Annotated in this window: 13 protein-coding genes and 1 CRISPR repeat array (1 of these 14 cut by a window edge); of the genes, 2 read left to right on the top strand and 11 right to left on the bottom strand. The window is 60.1% G+C overall.

All coding sequences use genetic code 11. From position 1 onward, the window contains the following. A CRISPR array of direct repeats spans positions 1-1,574; the repeat unit is 28 nt; unit sequence GGCTCATCCCCGCTTACGCGGGGCGCAC (it extends 2,174 nt beyond the left edge of the window). Between the two features lie 17 nt (positions 1,575-1,591). The 9 genes from cas2e to PV375_RS04170 form a co-directional block, all read right to left on the bottom strand. Beyond that, positions 1,592-1,993, bottom strand: coding sequence for a type I-E CRISPR-associated endoribonuclease Cas2e (cas2e, locus tag PV375_RS04210; protein WP_332106303.1), 402 nt, complete (start codon positions 1,991-1,993; stop codon positions 1,592-1,594). Next, positions 1,993-2,919 carry a type I-E CRISPR-associated endonuclease Cas1e gene (gene cas1e, locus PV375_RS04205; RefSeq protein ID WP_332106264.1) on the bottom strand — a complete coding sequence of 309 codons (927 nt, stop codon included), beginning with the start codon at positions 2,917-2,919 and terminating at the stop codon, positions 1,993-1,995. The genes cas2e and cas1e overlap by 1 nt, the downstream gene beginning before the upstream one ends. Further along, positions 2,916-3,578 (bottom strand): type I-E CRISPR-associated protein Cas6/Cse3/CasE, encoded by a 663-nt coding sequence (cas6e, locus tag PV375_RS04200; protein WP_332106263.1) that lies wholly within the window; start codon positions 3,576-3,578, stop codon positions 2,916-2,918. The genes cas1e and cas6e overlap by 4 nt, the downstream gene beginning before the upstream one ends. 14 nt (positions 3,579-3,592) lie before the next feature. Beyond that, positions 3,593-4,291 carry a type I-E CRISPR-associated protein Cas5/CasD gene (cas5e, locus tag PV375_RS04195; protein ID WP_332106262.1) on the bottom strand — a complete coding sequence of 233 codons (699 nt, stop codon included), beginning with the start codon at positions 4,289-4,291 and terminating at the stop codon, positions 3,593-3,595. Further along, the gene (gene cas7e, locus PV375_RS04190; protein ID WP_332106261.1) at positions 4,284-5,402 is read right to left on the bottom strand and encodes a type I-E CRISPR-associated protein Cas7/Cse4/CasC; all 1,119 of its coding nucleotides are present in this window, start codon (positions 5,400-5,402) and stop codon (positions 4,284-4,286) included. The genes cas5e and cas7e overlap by 8 nt, the downstream gene beginning before the upstream one ends. A 23-nt stretch (positions 5,403-5,425) precedes the next feature. After that, positions 5,426-6,073, bottom strand: a complete 648-nt coding sequence (gene casB / locus PV375_RS04185) for a type I-E CRISPR-associated protein Cse2/CasB (RefSeq protein WP_332106260.1) — start codon at positions 6,071-6,073, stop codon at positions 5,426-5,428. After that, on the bottom strand, positions 6,070-7,707 hold the full coding sequence (gene casA / locus PV375_RS04180; protein WP_332106259.1) for a type I-E CRISPR-associated protein Cse1/CasA: 1,638 nt from the start codon (positions 7,705-7,707) through the stop codon (positions 6,070-6,072). Before casA ends, casB begins: the two co-directional genes overlap by 4 nt. Before the next feature lie 177 nt (positions 7,708-7,884). After that, on the bottom strand, positions 7,885-10,695 hold the full coding sequence (gene cas3, locus PV375_RS04175; protein WP_332106258.1) for a CRISPR-associated helicase Cas3': 2,811 nt from the start codon (positions 10,693-10,695) through the stop codon (positions 7,885-7,887). A 69-nt stretch (positions 10,696-10,764) separates the two neighbouring features. Next, positions 10,765-11,613 (bottom strand): aspartate dehydrogenase domain-containing protein, encoded by an 849-nt coding sequence (locus tag PV375_RS04170; RefSeq protein ID WP_332106257.1) that lies wholly within the window; start codon positions 11,611-11,613, stop codon positions 10,765-10,767. 112 nt (positions 11,614-11,725) lie between these two features. Between PV375_RS04170 and PV375_RS04165 the strand changes: the two genes are divergently transcribed. Beyond that, complete coding sequence (locus tag PV375_RS04165) at positions 11,726-12,880, top strand: heparan-alpha-glucosaminide N-acetyltransferase domain-containing protein (RefSeq protein WP_332106256.1); 1,155 nt, start codon at positions 11,726-11,728, stop codon at positions 12,878-12,880. A 151-nt stretch (positions 12,881-13,031) separates the two neighbouring features. Next, positions 13,032-14,735: an ATP-binding protein gene (locus tag PV375_RS04160; RefSeq protein WP_332106302.1), complete on the top strand. Its 1,704-nt coding sequence runs from the start codon at positions 13,032-13,034 to the stop codon at positions 14,733-14,735. Between the two features lie 12 nt (positions 14,736-14,747). Here PV375_RS04160 and purL read toward each other — a convergent pair whose 3' ends face one another. Together purL and PV375_RS04150 are read right to left on the bottom strand one after the other, a co-directional pair. Beyond that, the gene (gene purL / locus PV375_RS04155) at positions 14,748-17,045 is read right to left on the bottom strand and encodes a phosphoribosylformylglycinamidine synthase subunit PurL (protein WP_332106255.1); all 2,298 of its coding nucleotides are present in this window, start codon (positions 17,043-17,045) and stop codon (positions 14,748-14,750) included. Between the two features lie 166 nt (positions 17,046-17,211). Beyond that, the gene (locus PV375_RS04150) at positions 17,212-18,279 is read right to left on the bottom strand and encodes a hypothetical protein (RefSeq protein ID WP_332106254.1); all 1,068 of its coding nucleotides are present in this window, start codon (positions 18,277-18,279) and stop codon (positions 17,212-17,214) included. Between the last annotated feature and the right edge of the window lie 5 nt (positions 18,280-18,284).

The raw sequence follows: 18,284 nt of genomic DNA, 5'->3' as shown, positions 1-18,284 counted from the left end.
CGTGCTCGCCTAGCACGAGTGGGCTCATCCCCGCTTACGCGGGGCGCACTGCGTCGCTATGAGTCCGGCTGTAGCTTAGTGAGGCTCATCCCCGCTTACGCGGGGCGCACTACGTGCAGGGGAGCAACTCGCTAACGTGAATGGGCTCATCCCCGCTTACGCGGGGCGCACCACGCACTTACTCGGGTACCGCGCACCGTGCAGGGCTCATCCCCGCTTACGCGGGGCGCACCTGAGCGGATCGCGTAGTCGAGAGTGCGTTTCGGGCTCATCCCCGCTTACGCGGGGCGCACCTTCAAGCTCAAGTTCTATGAGCGAAACGGGTAGGCTCATCCCCGCTTACGCGGGGCGCACTGTTGTACTCAAAAAAATCATGCAACTCTCGCGGGCTCATCCCCGCTTACGCGGGGCGCACGTGTACCGTCCAGTGCAGCCCGGTGAGGTCGGGGGCTCATCCCCGCTTACGCGGGGCGCACTGCGGTCTCGACTTCGGCTTCGAGGTGCCCGGCGGCTCATCCCCGCTTACGCGGGGCGCACGTCGACGTGGCGGACGCTATGCGGGCTTGCGGGGGCTCATCCCCGCTTACGCGGGGCGCACAAGCAATGTGTCAGCGTCAGTTTCGCTGCAATAGGCTCATCCCCGCTTACGCGGGGCGCACTGTGCTTCCGACATGCAAGACATAACATTCCCCGGCTCATCCCCGCTTACGCGGGGCGCACAACACACCGACCAGGGGAGGCCACATGTCGGCAGGCTCATCCCCGCTTACGCGGGGCGCACGAAAATAGAAATCGACGCGAGCTGCGCGGTTGCGGCTCATCCCCGCTTACGCGGGGCGCACCACCACCTCCTGGTGCTAGTTGGTTTGGTTGCGGGCTCATCCCCGCTTACGCGGGGCGCACGGCGAGTCCTTCCCGCAAGCTCGCAACAATCAGGGCTCATCCCCGCTTACGCGGGGCGCACGATCAGGCCGATGGGGTTGGCGACGAATGCGGCGGCTCATCCCCGCTTACGCGGGGCGCACCCGATAGCGACCCGGCACCATCTGCGGCCGTGTGGCTCATCCCCGCTTACGCGGGGCGCACCGCCATCCCGTTTTGGGGTGTGGCGCTGTGGCGGGCTCATCCCCGCTTACGCGGGGCGCACGGTTAAGCGTGGCCTTAATCGCTGCTACTTCAGGGCTCATCCCCGCTTACGCGGGGCGCACACGATCGGTAAGGCCGCGCTCGAGCTGGAGGGCGGCTCATCCCCGCTTACGCGGGGCGCACCCGCCGATGCGGGCCGGGTGGTTGCCGAGGATGGGCTCATCCCCGCTTACGCGGGGCGCACGTGGGCCAGATCACCACGTACGGGGCGGCCGTGGGCTCATCCCCGCTTACGCGGGGCGCACTGCGTCGCTATGAGTCCGGCTGTAGCTTAGTAAGGCTCATCCCCGCTTACGCGGGGCGCACGGCACCGCGAAACGGCACGGCCGCTCAATGTGGGGCTCATCCCCGCTTACGCGGGGCGCACCATGCAGTCGGCGAAACCATCGAGCAGGCAGCGGGCTCATCCCCGCTTACGCGGGGCGCACTCTTTCTGATCTGGAGTTTAGTTGGGTTTGGAGTCGTTTTTGTACCGACTTGCGGCATCGCGCCGTTCCGCCCAGGAGGGTCGGAGCGATTTTTGGCGTGCCCGAGCAAGGCTCCATGCAGGCTGCTTTGGATCCTTGCCCTGCGCTTTCTTGGACGGGCGATGCATGAGCACAGCACCATCAAAATCGCGAGGCTGCCAGTCGTGATTATGTGTGCGAACCGTGAACCCTTGTTCCGTGGCTGCGTTGTAGACCATGATCGCCCGCCCCCTCACAGACTCATCCACCACTCGCTGCCAAAGTTCCTCACGAATTCGGGCTCCAGGGTCACCTACAAAAACACCCGCACTAATTTCTATGAGCCACTTCGTCAGGTCGCCCCGCAATCCTGCGGGCACAGCCGTTAGCACCAGTGTCATCATGACTCGTTGGTCCCGTAATTGAGTCCAGCTGATACCGATCCAGTGGTATCCCAAAGACGAAGCACATCGCTCTCTTCGTCGCCTTCTACGCTCAAGAGCTCAGCAATATCGCGAGGGATCCGTCGCATCAGTTTCGACTTCACGATCGCGTCGCGCACGGCACGTCTTGTGTCACCAGCAATATCGGTTGATCCGGAAGCAACAACGTCGAAAGCTGTAGGAATAGAAATCTCAGCCTTGTAGAGATCAGCGATATCAAACACGAAAGCTCGATCGGTTCCTCGATGCACGAACCCCAGGCTGGGGATGCAGCCGAGCGCCACGATTCCTGCGTGGGCTATACCGTAGAGCGCGACACTGGCTGCGGTGAGCGCCATGTTGATCGGATCACTTGCATCGAAGTCATCCGGATCATATTGTCGACCGCTCCATGGAACGCCGGTTCGCTCGGAATGTGCACGGTAGAGGCGACGCATGCGGGTACCTTCGCGGCCCCGCAACTCACGAATCGACAGTTCATCAATGTCGGGTTCATCGAACCTTCGGAGATACATCGCACGAGCAACTTGTACTCGTGACCTCGAGTTAGAGACGAGTTTTGCTTGAGTCTCAGCCATCCGGCTCGAACCTGATAGCGGGCGACCATGTGCGTAATAGCGCACGCCCTGCTCTCCGACCCACACCACACTCACCCCGCAGACACCGAGCAAGCCCATTGCGGCATGTGTAATTCGCGCCCCTGGTCCGATGATGAGTGCCGCAACTGAGGCCGCCGGTAGATGAGCAACCCCGCTATCGTCAGTAAATGTCAGCGCATTCGCGTCTCGATGTATGACGCATTGCTCGACATAAATGAATGACAAGCGGTTCTCGAACCGCCCGAGCTCTTTTCGCTCGGGCGGTCGAGCTCCGGTTGGGCTCATTGTGATTGTGCTCTCGTCAGCGTCAGTAGCCCCATTCCATAGGCTTTGCCCCTGCCAATTCCCTTGACAAGCGTCTCAGACAGGGCATCTCGGTCGGTCACACGTAACATGCCGTCGAACTGAACCCTGCGAAGGTTGACGCGGCCGCGCTTGTCACGAACTCGATCAAAACGATTAAATTCAAGCGATGATCGGCTCGACACCGAGATGAGTTCGCCTGCCTCGGCACCCTCAGGAGCAAGGAACTCAACTCCTATGCGTTCGGCACGGTCAAGTAGCCACCCGATTTGGTGAGTAACAGACACGTGTGGCTTTACCACGCCTCGATCAGCCTTACCTTTGACCGATCTAACGGGGTTGGCGGCGAGACGAAAGCACCACTCTTGACCGATACGCAGCCCGTCAATAAAGGGTTGATAGTCCGCTGTCTGTGCCGGACGGGTGTGCCAACCCGCCTGTTCGTTGAGCGCCGTCATATCGGGAACTTCGGGTGCAACGATGTAGAGCGTATGCACGTCTCGATCAGAGTCGATGCGCCACAGGACCCGCCCCTCGGAAGTATTCAGATCGGGTGGAAATGCTCCGCGCACGGCAGCATGCATTGCCTGTGGGTTCAGAAGTAGTTTTCTCCCCTGTCTTTTTGAGGGGTTGATAAACATTCTTGTAAAGCTCGTCACGCTGACATCACCGCCTCGAAGAAATCGTCATTCAGGGATCGACCGTCTGGGTTCTCTACCGTCACCGGTGTGTCCTGCACGACTTCGCGCCAAGAATATTGCCGATGCTCTTGTGCGAAGCTCACTGGATGGTCACGGACTTGTAGCCCAGTTTCGCCAGGATGCGCATCACGGATCACAGCCAGGTTTACCTGCTGTGCGCGAGTCGTTCGGTGCGCTCGTGAGGCGTGCCACGGTTCGTGCAGCAGGGCCGATTCAAGGCTGCCCTCGCGTACGCCGAGCACGAGGTCGGCTCCCGCGGGGCAAGAGCGACGTCCTAAGTAGAGCGGGAATCGAGGCGATTTCAGAGCAGACTCGATTCCAGCAATGATCGGGCCGGGCCCTTCGATCGCGGCAACAAAAACTGCGTCAGCCAAGTAGTAGCGACTGATGAGCGGCTGCGATTTTCCGGTGCGCCAGTCAATGGCCGTTTGGAAATCTTTTGCCATCGAACCGGGCTGATCGATACGCACACCGAACCGCAGTGAGGCGAGGTCTTCAACGGGGTCGGACCGTCGGCGTCCCATCGCGGCAGCGATCAGCCCTACCACGCCTGACTTTGACGGATGTGGCGAAGTGTCACGGGTTGAGTATCGGCTGTCGGTGCCCCACGACTGTAGCGGACCGGACAGCTTCAGCAAGAGAGTGCTAGTCACGAGTCATCTCCGTGAGCTGTTGCGAGAGCTGTTCCAGCAGACCATCGAAGTTAACGCGGGTGGCTTGCTCTGCGAACGGTGACGCGAGATTGTCTTGAGCCAAGATCCACGAAGCTGCGGGAGCCAGGCCGTACATTGCCTCGACCTGAGATGCCTCAGTAGCTAGCGCTTCGGCGGCTGCCTCACGGCGACTGTTTCCAGGTGCAGCATCGACGGGAGTTTCGAAGGCGTTTACCAGTGATACCGCGCGATCGTCTCGAACAGTGACGTAGACAAGCTCTGGCATCGTCCAGTTCGCAAAAGTGTTGAGCTTGCCGGTGGGAAGCGAGCGCACAAAGCTCTTGGCGAAGGCGGTGGCGGCTTCGACGGCGGCCTCGCGAGAGCCTAGGTTTTTTGCGAGCGATTCGAAATCAATTGACGCGAATCGGTACAGCGTAGATGACATCATCTGCACGGTTCCGAGCATCCCAGCACCGGCCTCCTCAGCACCTTCGACGACATCATCGACGGCAGTGAAGAAATCAAACTCGGGTTCCGACTCATGGACTCCGAGTGCATGAGCCACCTGGACAGCTGCATCGACGTTGTAATCAGGTGCCTCAGCGACCATGCGACCAAACATAGCGATGTCGACACTGTGTGAAGTATCGAGGATTGCATCGGCGTCGCGCTTGCTGACTTTTCCGTCACTGTTCTCGATGAGGAACTCTGCCGCCCGGGAGATTTGCTGTTCAGAAAGGAAAAGCAGATAGCCGGTCACCTTACCCGCGGTTTCCGCGCCATCCTGGGGTTTCTCGTCGTGCACCTTGATCTTGGCTGCCTTGAAAAGCGCGTCGACGCGAGCTACCGCTTCTACGCGGTCGAGTTCAGGTGCAAGAGCGGTCATTCGTTCTGCGATGAGTTGCGGCGTTCGCTTTGAACGTACGCCAAGCTGTGAACGATCAAGGTAGGTCTCAAAGTCCTTGCGGATTGCACGCTTCCATGCCTGCGAAGACACACGTTGACGAACAACCCCGCCGAAGAGCCCCGATTTGGGTGCTCCAGTGTCATCGCGGTTAATGTTGCTCGGCGGCAGAGTGTGAAGGGCGTGGAAATCAACGGTGATCGACATGGTCAGCCTTTCTCTTAAAGGTGCTAGTTAGTAGTTTGAGCGGAATCGTTAACGGTGGACTGGTCTTGGCGGAAGCGTCCGTTTGCGAAGTCTCGGCCCCATGCCAGCAGCACTGAATTGCGGCTTGGACTGTCCAGTCGGTAGAGGTCTTCTGCAAAACGTCCGTAGTCAAATCCGATTGACTCGGCGCGCATGAGCGTGATCAAACCTCGAGCGTGGTGGCGTCGAGTACTGGGATTTTTCACCATGAGCAGAGCATCAAACCGCGGCTTGACCGAGTCAGAATCACGTTTAGCGACCAAGACTCCAGCGGCTCGCGCGAATGATCGACTGCGGTCATGCATTGGTTTTTGTTGCGACTGCATGTGCAGTGCGTAAAGCGTTAGCGCATCGTAGATTGCGCGCTCAGAGGGAGAGGGGGCATTGCTTTTACCCTGGAACTGTTCAGGCAGGTCGGGCACAACGAGTTCGAGCGTTTGCTGCCAGGTCACGAGATCCTGTTCGGGTGCGGTGCCTGCGCCGCGGCGAAGTGTCGCTAGGATGCCGCGGGCCTGAGCCTGGGCAGCGTGATTATCGCTGCTCAGGTAGTCGTGCTGGAGGCGGCTGAGCGCGCCACCGACTACGCCAGAGATGGTTTTGCGTTGCGTTTCGGCTGGTCCAACGGTGTTCATGATGCTGCCTGTTCCTGCGGTTCTGGGGTGGGCAGGATAGTGCTGAGGTTTCGAAGTAGACGCTGATGAGCAGTGCCGGCGGACACGAAGCGCTCATCCTTTTCTCTGCCGACCAGGGCGCGAGCTCCGGCTCCGGTGAGGAGTACATCCGCGTGTTCACGTACGGTTCGTCGAACATGGGCGAACCAGCCAGTGAGCGCTTGGTTAGTTTGACCGCTACTGAGCGTGGTGAGCCACTCGCGAAACGCTGGGCTCAATGAGTCGAGCAAACTACCTGCACTCACGGCATCAAACGCATAGTCACCACCGGCTGCGACGTTGAGTTCACCGCTAAAACGGCCGAGCGCGAGCGCAGCTTCCTGCGTGGCTTTGCTTGCCGCGAGGATTGCGTTACCAACCCGCAGGTCGTGTTGCGAAAAACTGTTAGGTGGTAGCTCGAGCTGTGCGTAAACGGTGTCGACGATCGACGAGCTTTGCGGCCCGTACTCAACGCTGATGAGTTCGAGGCCGACATGCAGATCGTGATCGAGCTGCCCCGAGTCGTTCAGCTGGCCCAGGTGTTCAATTGTTTTCGGTGCTTTTGGCGGCAGCTCGTTCTTTTTGAGTTCGAAGACGAAACCTTCGCGAGCGAGTAGTGGTGCCAACCCTCGCCAAATGGTGCGCTCCGAATCATGCGGCCGCGGATAAAATACCTGTTTACCCGCTTTCGACTTATTGCTCGAGAAGCGGTAGGGAGTCATTGGGTCGGAGAGGATATTGGCACCCGCGCCGGGGATTTGGTCGCCATTCGAGACCAATACCCCAGTGACCATGTCACCTTCGGTGAAGAGTCGAATACGCCGGGACTGCCAGGTCAGCAAATCACAGGGGCCGGTTGGCTCGGGGAGCGACCGCTCGGCGGCAGAATCAGGTTCGCGTTCCCACGCTGGCAGATCGTCTGCCGTGTCTGGCGTGAAAACTGTCTTCGGGTCGGTGTTGAGTAGTAACGTTTCTGCGAGGTTTGAGCCCTTGATCAGCACGCCGCCGGTCATACCTGACCAGCCGGTGCCGATCGGGTAGCCCTTCCCTCCCTTCACGCGCGGATCGCCCAGGGCTCCGGACTTAATGCCGCTGTAGTCGAAGGCCTGAAGTGAAACAACCCAACGTGAAGCCTCGGCGAAGCTAATCTGAGTCGCGCCTTCACCGGCAGCTGTTGTGAAAAAGTCGGATTCAACCTCGGGGACAAGGCGACGTACTTCGCTATAGGTGCCCTTGCTGGTTTCGAGGTTCGCTACCTGCATAAAAGGGGTTGGGCCGAACAACGCAAATCTATCGCGGTGCTGTTCGAGGTAGTCCCTGAGGGGAGTGTCCGCAGGGTCCTGCTGAAACAACTCGCGGGTAGCGACCCACCACATGTCAAACCGCGATGCGTCTCGTCGATTCTGTAATGGCTGGTCGTCGCGGTGGGCTCGCCAAAACATGGCGAGTAGTACGCGGTGGAGTGCGTATTGCTGTGGCTTCCAGTCGCCCCGCAGATCGCGAATACTCCCAAGCTGTGCAGCAAGCTCCTGGAGTGACAGCATGCGAACAGTGCCGTCAAGCATCTCGCATTCGAGCCAGGGGTCATCCAGAAGGTGGAAGGTTGGGGTGGGCATTCATGCTCCTTCGCATCGGTATCGCTCTGTATGCTACATGAAATAATAAGTTCAAAGCAAATGTGAGGCGCCCGGAAGCAGGCCGCCATCCCCGCTTACGCGGGGCCAATGCTGGCCCCTGAAAAAATAAGGGCTCATCCTCGCCAGATGCGAGGCGATTCCAGTTTAGGGAGTCAATCATTTTGACACCTCACTGAGCCCAAGTTCTCGGCTATATTGCAGTTCGATTCCACAGAGGCTGCCGCACAAATTGCTATTGAGTCGTAGCGCAAGCATGCCTCTCAGCAGCGGGTCACTCTGCCAAGCGGCAGGGGTCGACGTTTCTAGCTCGGTCAACGCCTGTTCGAAGTGATACGTACCGAACCGTCGAGGTAGCCGAACAGTGGAGCGCGCGAGCGCATGTGCGGTTACCCGATCAACCTCGGCATCGTTAGGGATCATGCCGACGTCATCAACCACCCATGGCAACGGTGAATACCCTTCCGCGTCTCCGACTATCAGCACCACTTCCAAGCTGGGTTCTGAGTCGCGCACCTGCGCAAAGCCCTGTTCCTCGGCAGCGGCATTCTTCGAAACGTCTGTTCTTTGGGCGTCAAATAGCCCGAGCATGCTGGTCGCATCGTAAGGATCAGGAAATCGGAAGGTCTTGGAGCGCTGCTCTGCGCGCTGCTGGTTACTCTCCCATGTCGCGCACGCTTCTTGCCAGCGCTCCTGCCAACCCGCGGGCAGGGACTGTCCGCCACCATATGCGCGCTGCACGAAACCTGCGACATCGTTAGGTCGAATTATTCCATGCGGGATCGCGTGTATGTTGAGCTCATGCAACGAAGCGATCAGTGTCTTTGGTTCATAAATTAGCTCGGAATGCCGATCAAAACGGACGGCCGTGGGTGAATTTTCGAGTACACCGCGAACGAGCATCCTGGGTTGACGCAGACGTTCAGGTCGATCGGTTTCCGGCCTGGCGTGTCGGTGTAGACGTCCCATGCGCTGAATCAAGAGGTCGACCGGAGCGATGTCGGTAATGAGCAAGTCGACATCAATATCGAGTGACTGCTCGGCAACCTGTGTCGCAATCACGATCCGTCGCGAGGGGCGCCCCCGACCGCGCCTGGCATCTGGTCCGAGTTCGGCCACGAACTGCTGCTCACGAGAAGCACGATCCGAAGCGATGAACCGCGCATGCAACAGCTCTGCGTCCGCAGCCAACTCGGCGGGGAGAGCGTTAAGAACTTGCTGTGCTCGAACAACTGAGTTGCAGAGAACGAGCACGCAGCCACCTTCACGAGTCTCTGAGGACAAGCGATCCACGAGGGCATCAACCGTGTCCTCGATAATCTTTACGGCCACGTGTGCATCGGGCGGTCGAGACGCAACCTTTGTTTGAGTCAGCCCATTGGTGCCATCGAGCGTCGTAATGAGTGGATAGGCGGTGCTCAACTCGCCAGGGAGTTCAATCTCTCGGCCATCAGGCTGAAGGGGCAGTCCACCTCGGTAGGCCTCGAGCAATTTGCGCTTCGATGTCACCGGCAATGTCGCCGACAGCAAGATCACCGAGACGCCGTAGGAAGCTAGCCAACGAAGCGATTCGTGGAGGTAACCGCTCATATAGGTGTCATAGGCGTGAACCTCATCGATGACGACGACTTTTCCAGCAAGCGCGAGATGACGCAGCATTGCGTGCCGCGACTGGAGTGACATGATCAGCAGTTGGTCTACTGTGCCGACGACCATATTGGCGAGCATCCCCGTTTTGCGTCCCGAAAGCCACTGGGTTGCCACAACATCCCCATAGTCATCGTGACCGCAGTCGAGACCGATGCCGTCAAAACGCAGCTGCTGATAATCGGGATTAAGCGAGGCCTTTGAATGGCCCAAGAACAGTGAGTTGACTTCACCAGTTGGGGTAGCGTGTCGAGCCCAAGACTCGATGCGCCGGAACAGTGCATCGCTTGTTGACATTGTTGGTGCGCCGAAGAAAACACCCCCGGCCCCGGATAATGCGGCGAGTCGCTCTGCTGCTACCAGAGCAGCTTCAGTCTTCCCCTCACCGGTGGGCGCCTCAATGATCATGAGCATCGGTGCGGTATCCGCGAGCTCACTGGCGGCTACTTGTACGGGGCGAGGTGACGCAGAATCTGGCCAGCTAAACCGCTGACGCATGAGCTTTGCGATGTCATCAATTGGTTTCGGACGCCATGCGTTGGGAAGGTCGATTGCGGCGTAGCCGTCAAAGGCTCGCTGAAGCTGATCGCACGAGGGGCTCATTGGAAATGCATCACTGTTTGATGCGATCCAGTCGGTCATAATGACCAGGCCGGTAAGCAGCATCTGCCCTGTGACTGGAAGTTGCCAGAATCGGTCGTCGGTCAGCTTTGAAATTGGGGTTGCTGCCTCGCAATACTCCAGAGCGGCCACCAGTAACTCGTCCCAGACCTCGCACCACGGATCCTCATACTCGCCATTGATGCATGCGTCAGCATGGCGAAACTCAGTTGTGAAAGAAGGCAATCCGTGGTGTGCATCAATCACGCTCGCCAACGACACGGCTGAAAGCCGCGTCATATTTTGTTTCTCGGTAAGCCACCTAATCGCGATTGCTCGGCCGGCTGTTGGATGCCAGATTTTCTCTTGGGCCTCGATCGCCGGCATCCGCATCGGAAGCCCGGCATCGCGAATACGTGAGCTGAAAACCGAGAACTGCTCGCCACGTTGATCGAGTTGACCAGCGAAGTGGCGACTCGCTTTGCCAATGTCATGCACACAGGCAAGCCATCGAAACAGTGCACGGGCAGCTGGAGGCTCGAGACCGAGCGCAGAACTACACGCAGCTCTAACCTGTGGGGAAGCCCACTCATCCCAGAGCAAGGCGGCAACATCTGCCGAGTCGCGCATGTGCTGCGGGAGCGTCAGCCAGCCTGACTCATCTCCCGACTTCGCCCACAGTGATTTCGCAGCGGCAGAGAGGCCATCGAACGCAGTCGCCATTGGAGCCCTTTCTTACAGGAATAAGGCAACTGTCCCACGAGCCTCCGACATTTTTGAGCAACCGCGCAGCTAACCCCGCAACCACTCCCGCAGGTCGCGCGCCACCGACATCGCGGTGAAGCCGCTGGTGCGCGGGTTGGTGGGCGACGGCGCATTCAAAAAGTGGAACTCGCAGGTGCCGGCGCGACCCGAAGTGCGGATCAGATGCTCACTCAGCGTCGCCGCTGCATCCGCCACAATTGTCACCTGCACCCGCTCGAGCGCGCGCTCTAGATTCGCAACCCGATCAGCAAGCGATGCATCCTTTGGCAACAAATCCTGCGTCGCCCACGCCAGCGCCACCGACACATTCACATTCGACGGGAACTTCTTAATCGCTTCGGTCGGTGTTCCTACAAATAGCTCCAGCGGCCCATCCGCCTCGGTCAACATCTCCAGCCGCTCAGCCTCAGCCTCACTCATCCACGGCTGCACGAGCGCCCGCGCCAGCTTCGAAGTGCGCAGCGTCACCTCATCAACACCGCCAGCCTGCGCCGCCGCAGCCAGCGCATCAAAACCACCAATCGCGCCATTGGTCACCACAAGCCGACCGGGGCCGCCGAGCAGGTCGCGCCGCGCATCCTCGTGCGCCAGCGCGCCGACGCTGGTGAGAATCAAATCGCGCCCGGATGCGATCACTTTCGGGCCCATTGCTCGTGCAGCAGCAACCCCGGCGCACTCCACCACCACATCCGCTTCGGCAAGCGCCTCGTCGAGCCGCTCAGCAACATACAGCCGATACGCCGGGTCGCCATGCTTGCTGGGGTCACGCACCACCGCGCCACAAATGTGCACCTCGCCGCGGGAAATCTCCGGCGAAAGCAGGCGGATGAGATCGTGGGCGATGGCGCCGTGGCCCAGCAGCAGAACGTTTGTCATGACTTCACCCTAACGGGCAGCCGTAAGTGGCAACCGTAAAAATCCCACCAGTTGCGAACAGTTCTCAGTGAATCGCATGCATTTTTCTGTCGCGCTCGGGCAAGATGACGCCATGCAAAAAATTCGATCGCTGATCGATCCGCCCCGCATCACGGGGCTCGATCTGGCTCGCGCACTCGCCATCATCGGCATGATATTCGCCCACATGGCACTCGTGCCCGAGCTGCAGCTCGCGAAACCCGAAACCTGGCCCGGCATCATCCACGGGTTCACCTCGCTGCTTTTCGCATTCCTCGCCGGCACCTCGGTCGCGCTCATGACCGGCGGTCGCGCGCGACCCGCCGTCGAACAACTCCCCAAACTTCGGCTGCGCCTGGTCGGTCGCGGCGCGGTGATCTTCGCGATCGGCCTCTCCCTTGAAGCGCTCGGCACCCCCATCGCCATCATCCTGCCCATATTCGGGCTGCTCTACCTCGCGCTGCTGCCATTTATTCGGATGCGCCGACACTTCCTCATCATCTGGGCCGCGGCACTCATGGTGTTCGCGCCGATGCTCGTGCAGCTGCTGCAATTGAGCGCGCCCTACGCGGCGGGGCTCGCATTCGTCTTCTACGGTCACTATCCGCTGCACGCCTGGCTGGCGATGGCGCTATTCGGGATGGCACTGGGCCGATTCGACCTGCGCAGTCGCAAACTCGCAAGCATCGCGCTGCTCGCCGGAGTGGTCATCACCGTCGCCGGATTCGCGCTCGCATCCCTCACCCCCGAAGGTGTCGGCCAACCGCCGCAATACACAAACCTCTCGAGCAGCAGTGGCTCGTGGTCGGCCTACGGCGAACTTCCCGCGGATGACGACTTCGAACACTCACCGCTGGCGGGAGTGCTCGCGGGGCTCACCAACAGCCTGCCGCACACCGGCGGCAGCCTCGAAATCTTCCTCGGCCTGGGAGTGAGCCTGGCGGTGGTCGGGCTGTGCCTGCTTATCGGCAGCACCCGGATGCGCTGGGTAACGCTGCCGTTCGCGGCGCTCGGATCGATGCCGCTGACGGTCTACTCGCTGCACGTTGTCGTCTACCTCGTGGTGTACGGCAACACCAACCTCAGCGACTGGATCGGCCCGCTTGAGGGCGACCCGACCGCGCTGATTGTCACGCTCGCGTTCTTGATGGGATGCACGGCGTGGGCGCTCACGGTTGGTCGCGGCCCGCTCGAGTCGCTGATGCGCACCGCCGGGCTCGCCACCTCGGGCGAGCTGCGTTCAGAGTAGCGGGTGTGGCAGCGGGTTTAATTATGCGTAACCGGTGGATCACATCCCATGCATAATTAATCTGCAGGTTAATTATGCGCTGTGTGGATCAGGGGGTAGCGCGATGATTAACGATCCAGTTCGTCAGGCGGTAGCTGCTGTTTTGTAGCGGCTGGAGAACGGCGAGCGCGTCACCGGAAGTGTCGAAGGCCCACACCTCGACCTGAAAGAAGAAGCCGGACGGCGGAACGGCTCGAAAACCATACTGCCGGGGACCCCCAGATCGAATGAAGTAGCAAAACAGCTGGCACAGGAGGCCTCCTGTATGGCGAACACCCCTGGAGGGGGTGCGCTGATTGTCGGAGTCGCAGATGATGGCGAACTTGTCGGTGCTGCAACCGATGCTGATTGGTTGCGCAAGCGAATCTACGAGCTGACCGACCGTCGACTAACTGTTGAGTGCATTGAACAGGTGATTTCAGGCGTACGCCTCCTGATCATCGTGGCCCCTGAGGCGCTCGAGCCGATCCGCTACGGGGGCCGGATCCGATGGCGAGTGGGTGACAGCTGTGTTGAGATCGATGCAGCTGGGTGGCACACCCGCCGGCTTGACCTGCTGAACTTCGACTGGTCGGAACAGTCTTCTGAGATCAGTCTTGACGAAGTTCGGGCTCGCGCGCTCGAAATTGCCAGAGACTACCTCCGAGACCGCGGCGACTCAAAAGGAGAAGACCTGGCCAACGCTCATGACGCAGATTTACTCCGTCGCCTTGGGTTAGTCACACCAACCGGAAAACTCACAAATGCGGGGGCAATCGCATTTACGGCACTCGACTTCTCTCCGATCGATTATCTTCGCCGCGAGTATGCGGGCGGGGACAGCCTGACACGCATGAATCGCAAGGGAATCTCGGCGATCGAAGCGCTCCATGAGACATTCCAACTGTTGGATGTCTATAACCCCGTTCGGCACGTGCAAGCTGGACTCGTGATGCGTCAGCTGCCCGCGCTGCCTCGACTCGCGATGCGCGAAGCGATCGTTAACGGCATGACGCACCGGAACTGGCAATCACACGACTCAACGCTTGTCGAACATATCGGCGGCACGCTCCGCGTCACGAGTCCTGGAGGTTTTGTCGGAGGCGTAAACGAGACAAACATTATTTCGCATCCATCGCGGTCACGAAATGCATCACTCGCGCACCTGTTCTCATTGCTGGGGATTGCCGAGCGTGAGGGGATCGGAGTTGACCGCATGGTGCGCGAGATGCTCCGATTGGGCTACTCAGCACCAATTTTTTCTCAACTGGATGCGGCTGCGGCTGTCCGAACAACACTCATTGGTGACGTCCCCGACAAAATCTGGATGGAGTTTCTCGACGCTATTGAGCCCGCAACCGCCGGGAAGGATTTGAACCAGCTCATCATTCTCGATGCTTTGGCACGAAAGGGTTGGGTAGAGCTTAGTGAGGCAGCCGCTGCCATTCAGCTTCCACGACAAGAAGCCGAACTGGCGATCCACAGTCTCGCCGCCGCCAGTTTTCGGGGTGAACGCATTATCCAGCCCGTTAAAGGGGCTCCTGCAGGTAGTGAACCAGTTTGGTGTTTGGGCACAGCAGTTCGTAAATACTTGGAACGCGGATGGCTCGAACGCGAAAGTGCCCGTCATCTGCCTGACCGCACCGAGACCGCGCTCAGCTACGCGCGTTATCGAGGAAGGATTAGTAGCACCGAGCTCGGGTCAATTATGGGTGTTCAACCCAGCAACCTCAGTGCAACGCTGAAACATCTCGCAGCGCAGGGTGATCTTGCGCCGTCAAATGAGTCTGGCCGCGGGCAAGGGTTCCACTACCTGGCAGTGGAACCCCGCCCCTAACATCCCGCGCAGCTACTCGGTCACGCGGTCGCCGAAACGCGAGGGCAGCGTCGCAGCCCGCAGCTGCTGCAGCTCAGCAACCGGCACCTTGAACTGACCCTGCACCTCGAGCGCATCACCATCGGTGACGCCGATGCGCAGAATCGGCAGCTTGCGGGCCTCGCACATGAGGGTGAACCGCACATCGTCCTCGCGGGGCACCGACACGATCACGCGCGCCTGCGACTCTGAGAACAGCGCCGTGGTCACATCCACACCATCGCGCTGCAACAGTTCATCGAGCACGATGCGGGCGCCGATCCCGAAGCGGGCACACGACTCCACGAGCGCCAGCGCCAGCCCGCCCTCAGAAAGGTCGTGTGCCGACGACAGCAGCCCTTCCTTTGAAGCCGACTGCAGCACCGAAGCGAGCGCCATCTCAGCCTCGAAGTCGACTGCCGGAGGCATCCCGCCCAGGTGGTCGTGCACCGCATCGGCCCACAGCGAACCCGAAAGCTCTTCGCGAGTGACACCCAGCAGGTAGATGTTGTTGCCTTCATCCTGCCAGCCACCCGCAACTCGCAGGTCGACATCCTCAAAACGGCCCAGCACCGCAACAGTGGGGGTGGGGTGGATCGGCGTATCACCGGTCTGGTTGTAGAACGAGACGTTACCGCCGGTCACCGGGATCGACAGTTCGAGACAACCATCAGCGAGCCCCTCAACCGCCTGCGAGAACTGCCACATCACCTCAGGGTTCTCTGGCGAACCAAAGTTCAGGCAGTCACTCACCGCCATCGGCTCCGCGCCGGTGGCGGCAACGTTACGGTACGCCTCGGCAAGCGCGAGCCGCGCACCGGTGCGCGGGTCAAGCTGCGTGTAGCGGCCGTTCGCATCCATCGACAGCGCCACACCCAGGCGGGTGGTTTCGTCGATACGCAACACACCCGCATCCTCGGGATAGGCAAACGCCGTGTTGCCGCCAACGTAGCGGTCAAACTGGTCGGTGACCCAGGCCGGGTCGGCCGCGTTCGGGTGGCCGAGCACCGCGAAAAGCTGCGCCCGCAGCTCGTCACCGCTGGTCGCGCGGGGGAGTGCCTCAGCGCGATCTGCCTGCAGCGCGTCAATCCACTCGGGGTAGGCCACCGGGCGGTCGTACACCGGGCCGTCGATCGCGACGGTGGTGGGGTCAACATCCACGATGCGCTCACCCTGCCAGTCGATGAACAGGCGGCCGGTGTCGGTCACCTCGCCGAGCACACTGGCCTCGACCTCCCACTTGTCGGTGATCGCGAGGAACTTGTCGAGCTTTTCGGGGCTGACAACCGCCATCATCCGCTCCTGCGACTCCGACATCAGAATCTCTTCGGCGGTCAGGGTGTCGTCGCGCAACAGCACATTGTCGAGCGAGATGTGCATCCCGCCATCACCCGCCGCAGCCAACTCGCTGGTGGCGCACGAAATACCGGCCGCGCCGAGGTCTTGAATACCCTCAACGGCCCCGGCAGCAAATAGTTCGAGACAGCACTCGATCAGCACCTTTTCGGCAAACGGGTCACCAACCTGCACCGCGGGACGCTTGGTGGGGCCACCCTCGTCAAACGAATCGGAAGCGAGAATGGATGCGCCACCAATTCCATCGCCACCGGTGCGGGCCCCGAACAGCACCACCTTGTTGCCGGCACCGCGAGCGTTCGCGAGGTGCAGATCGTCGTGCTTGAGGGCGCCCACAGCGAGCGCGTTCACGAGCGGGTTCACCTGGTAGGTCTTGTCGAACCAGGTTTCGCCGCCGATGTTCGGCAGACCCAGGCAGTTGCCGTAGAACGAAATGCCGCCCACAACGCCGTGCACCACGCGCGCGGTGTCGGGGTCGTCGATTTCACCGAAACGTAGGCCATCCATCACCGCAACCGGGCGAGCACCCATCGAAATAATGTCGCGCACAATGCCGCCAACACCGGTGGCAGCGCCCTGGAACGGTTCAATGTAGCTGGGGTGGTTGTGCGACTCGACCTTGAAAGTGACGGCCCAGTTATCGCCGATGTCGAGCACACCGGCGTTCTCACCCATACCCACCATGAGGTGCTCGCGCATCTTGTCGTTCTGTTTCTGGCCAAACTGGCGCAGGTACTTTTTCGACGACTTATACGAGCAGTGCTCCGACCACATCACCGAATACATGGCCAGCTCACCCGAAGTGGGGCGGCGGCCGAGGATTTCACGGATGAGCGCGTACTCTTCTGCCTTCAGGCCGAGCGACTCGTACGGCTGCTCCTTTTCAGGGGTGGCCTTGGCGTTTTCGACGGTGTCGGGCACGTGACGGATGCTCAAATTCGCTCCTAGAGACGGGGTGAGGATGCCCGACACGGCCGGTCGGGCAAAGTCTGCTTCCGAGTCTAGTCGGCGGTGCCCGTTCACGCCTGGCGAGTGCGGCGGCGCACAGAACTGGCATCCGGGTGCGATGCGGTTGCCGTAGCTGTGCCGCTAACGCCCTCCGCTATTCGTTGTCGCGAATCTCAACGAACTCGAGCTCGTCACCCTTGATTTCGTAGATGAACGCCGCCTTTTTCACCACCTTGTAGTCAGGCGCCGCGGAGGCGTAGGTGCAATCGTTGTTTTTGCACGTGTATTTGGTTCGCTCAATGGTGACGGGTTCGATCTTCACGAATGATTTCAAGGGGTCGACATGCGAGTGCTGCTCCTCATACCACGCCTTCTCATCTTTGGAATGGCTGTCGATCAGCGTCACTTTGTCGGGCATTGCGGCGTCGGATTTGAACCGCAGCACGCGACCTTCGGCGTCAGGCAGCTGCTCGTGTGGCTGGATCGTGCGGTCGAAATGCGAGCACCAGTTTTTACAATCGTCGCGGAACTCTTCGATCTTGCTTTTTGCAGCGGCTTTCGCCTCGTCGGTCAGCGTGAACTGGGCGAGGTCGACGGCCTTTTGTATGCGCGTGCCGTTCTTTGTGGCCTCATTGTCGACCGCGTGTGCGAGCCGAACATTAATGCCTCGATCGGGTGCTTTGAGATATTTGGTCGACAGTTCGTCGCCGAGTTCATGAATGCCCGGGGCAAAATGTTTGCTCGGCATGATTGTGGCGCCCGCATCCAGGCCCAGTTGGCCGTCTTCGGAAGCCGCGATAGACACGAACGGGTCGAAGAACTGCCACCCCTTTTCTTCACCGGCGTATCGCATTGATGCATCCCAGGTGGCCGTTTCGGAATCAATCCGGTACACAATTTGCACCGTGACAAACTTTCGGTCAACCGGTCGCGGGTTTTGTTCGGGCGCCCCATAAACAGTTTTGAGCGTGGCTGGGGTGTCAGGCATCTGGATCGAGTCGACGTCGATCTCTTCGACGGCAAGTTCTGCGAGTGCCGCCGCATCGCCCGACTCAAGGGCCGCGAAGTAGCTCTCGATTGCATCCTCGGCGGTTTTGCCACCGGGATGCTCAGCTGCCTCGGGGTCGGCGTTGTTGATTGTGTAGGTGCTGCATCCCGCCAGGGCAAAAACAGTGGCGACTGCTGCGCCGAGCTGGATAAGTCGGGCGATTCGCTTGTTCATGGCTA

The sequence above is a fragment of the Gulosibacter sp. GYB002 genome, from assembly GCF_036577665.1.
In the GTDB taxonomy this organism is placed as follows: Bacteria; Actinomycetota; Actinomycetes; order Actinomycetales; family Microbacteriaceae; genus Gulosibacter; species Gulosibacter hominis.
Note: the sequence above shows the minus strand (reverse complement) of the source record. Positions and strands in the feature narration are given on the sequence as shown.

Bases quoted from the DNA above. Each gene is read 5' to 3' on its own strand.
- cas2e (WP_332106303.1), bottom strand. From the start codon at position 1,993: ATGACACTGGTGCTAACGGCTGTGCCCGCAGGATTGCGGGGCGACCTG.
- cas1e (WP_332106264.1), bottom strand. From the start codon at position 2,919: ATGAGCCCAACCGGAGCTCGACCGCCCGAGCGAAAAGAGCTCGGGCGG.
- cas6e (WP_332106263.1), bottom strand. From the start codon at position 3,578: ATGTTTATCAACCCCTCAAAAAGACAGGGGAGAAAACTACTTCTGAAC.
- cas7e (WP_332106261.1), bottom strand. From the start codon at position 5,402: ATGTCGATCACCGTTGATTTCCACGCCCTTCACACTCTGCCGCCGAGC.
- casB (WP_332106260.1), bottom strand. From the start codon at position 6,073: ATGAACACCGTTGGACCAGCCGAAACGCAACGCAAAACCATCTCTGGC.
- casA (WP_332106259.1), bottom strand. From the start codon at position 7,707: ATGCCCACCCCAACCTTCCACCTTCTGGATGACCCCTGGCTCGAATGC.
- cas3 (WP_332106258.1), bottom strand. From the start codon at position 10,695: ATGGCGACTGCGTTCGATGGCCTCTCTGCCGCTGCGAAATCACTGTGG.
- PV375_RS04170 (WP_332106257.1), bottom strand. From the start codon at position 11,613: ATGACAAACGTTCTGCTGCTGGGCCACGGCGCCATCGCCCACGATCTC.
- PV375_RS04165 (WP_332106256.1), top strand. From the start codon at position 11,726: ATGCAAAAAATTCGATCGCTGATCGATCCGCCCCGCATCACGGGGCTC.
- PV375_RS04150 (WP_332106254.1), bottom strand. From the start codon at position 18,279: ATGAACAAGCGAATCGCCCGACTTATCCAGCTCGGCGCAGCAGTCGCC.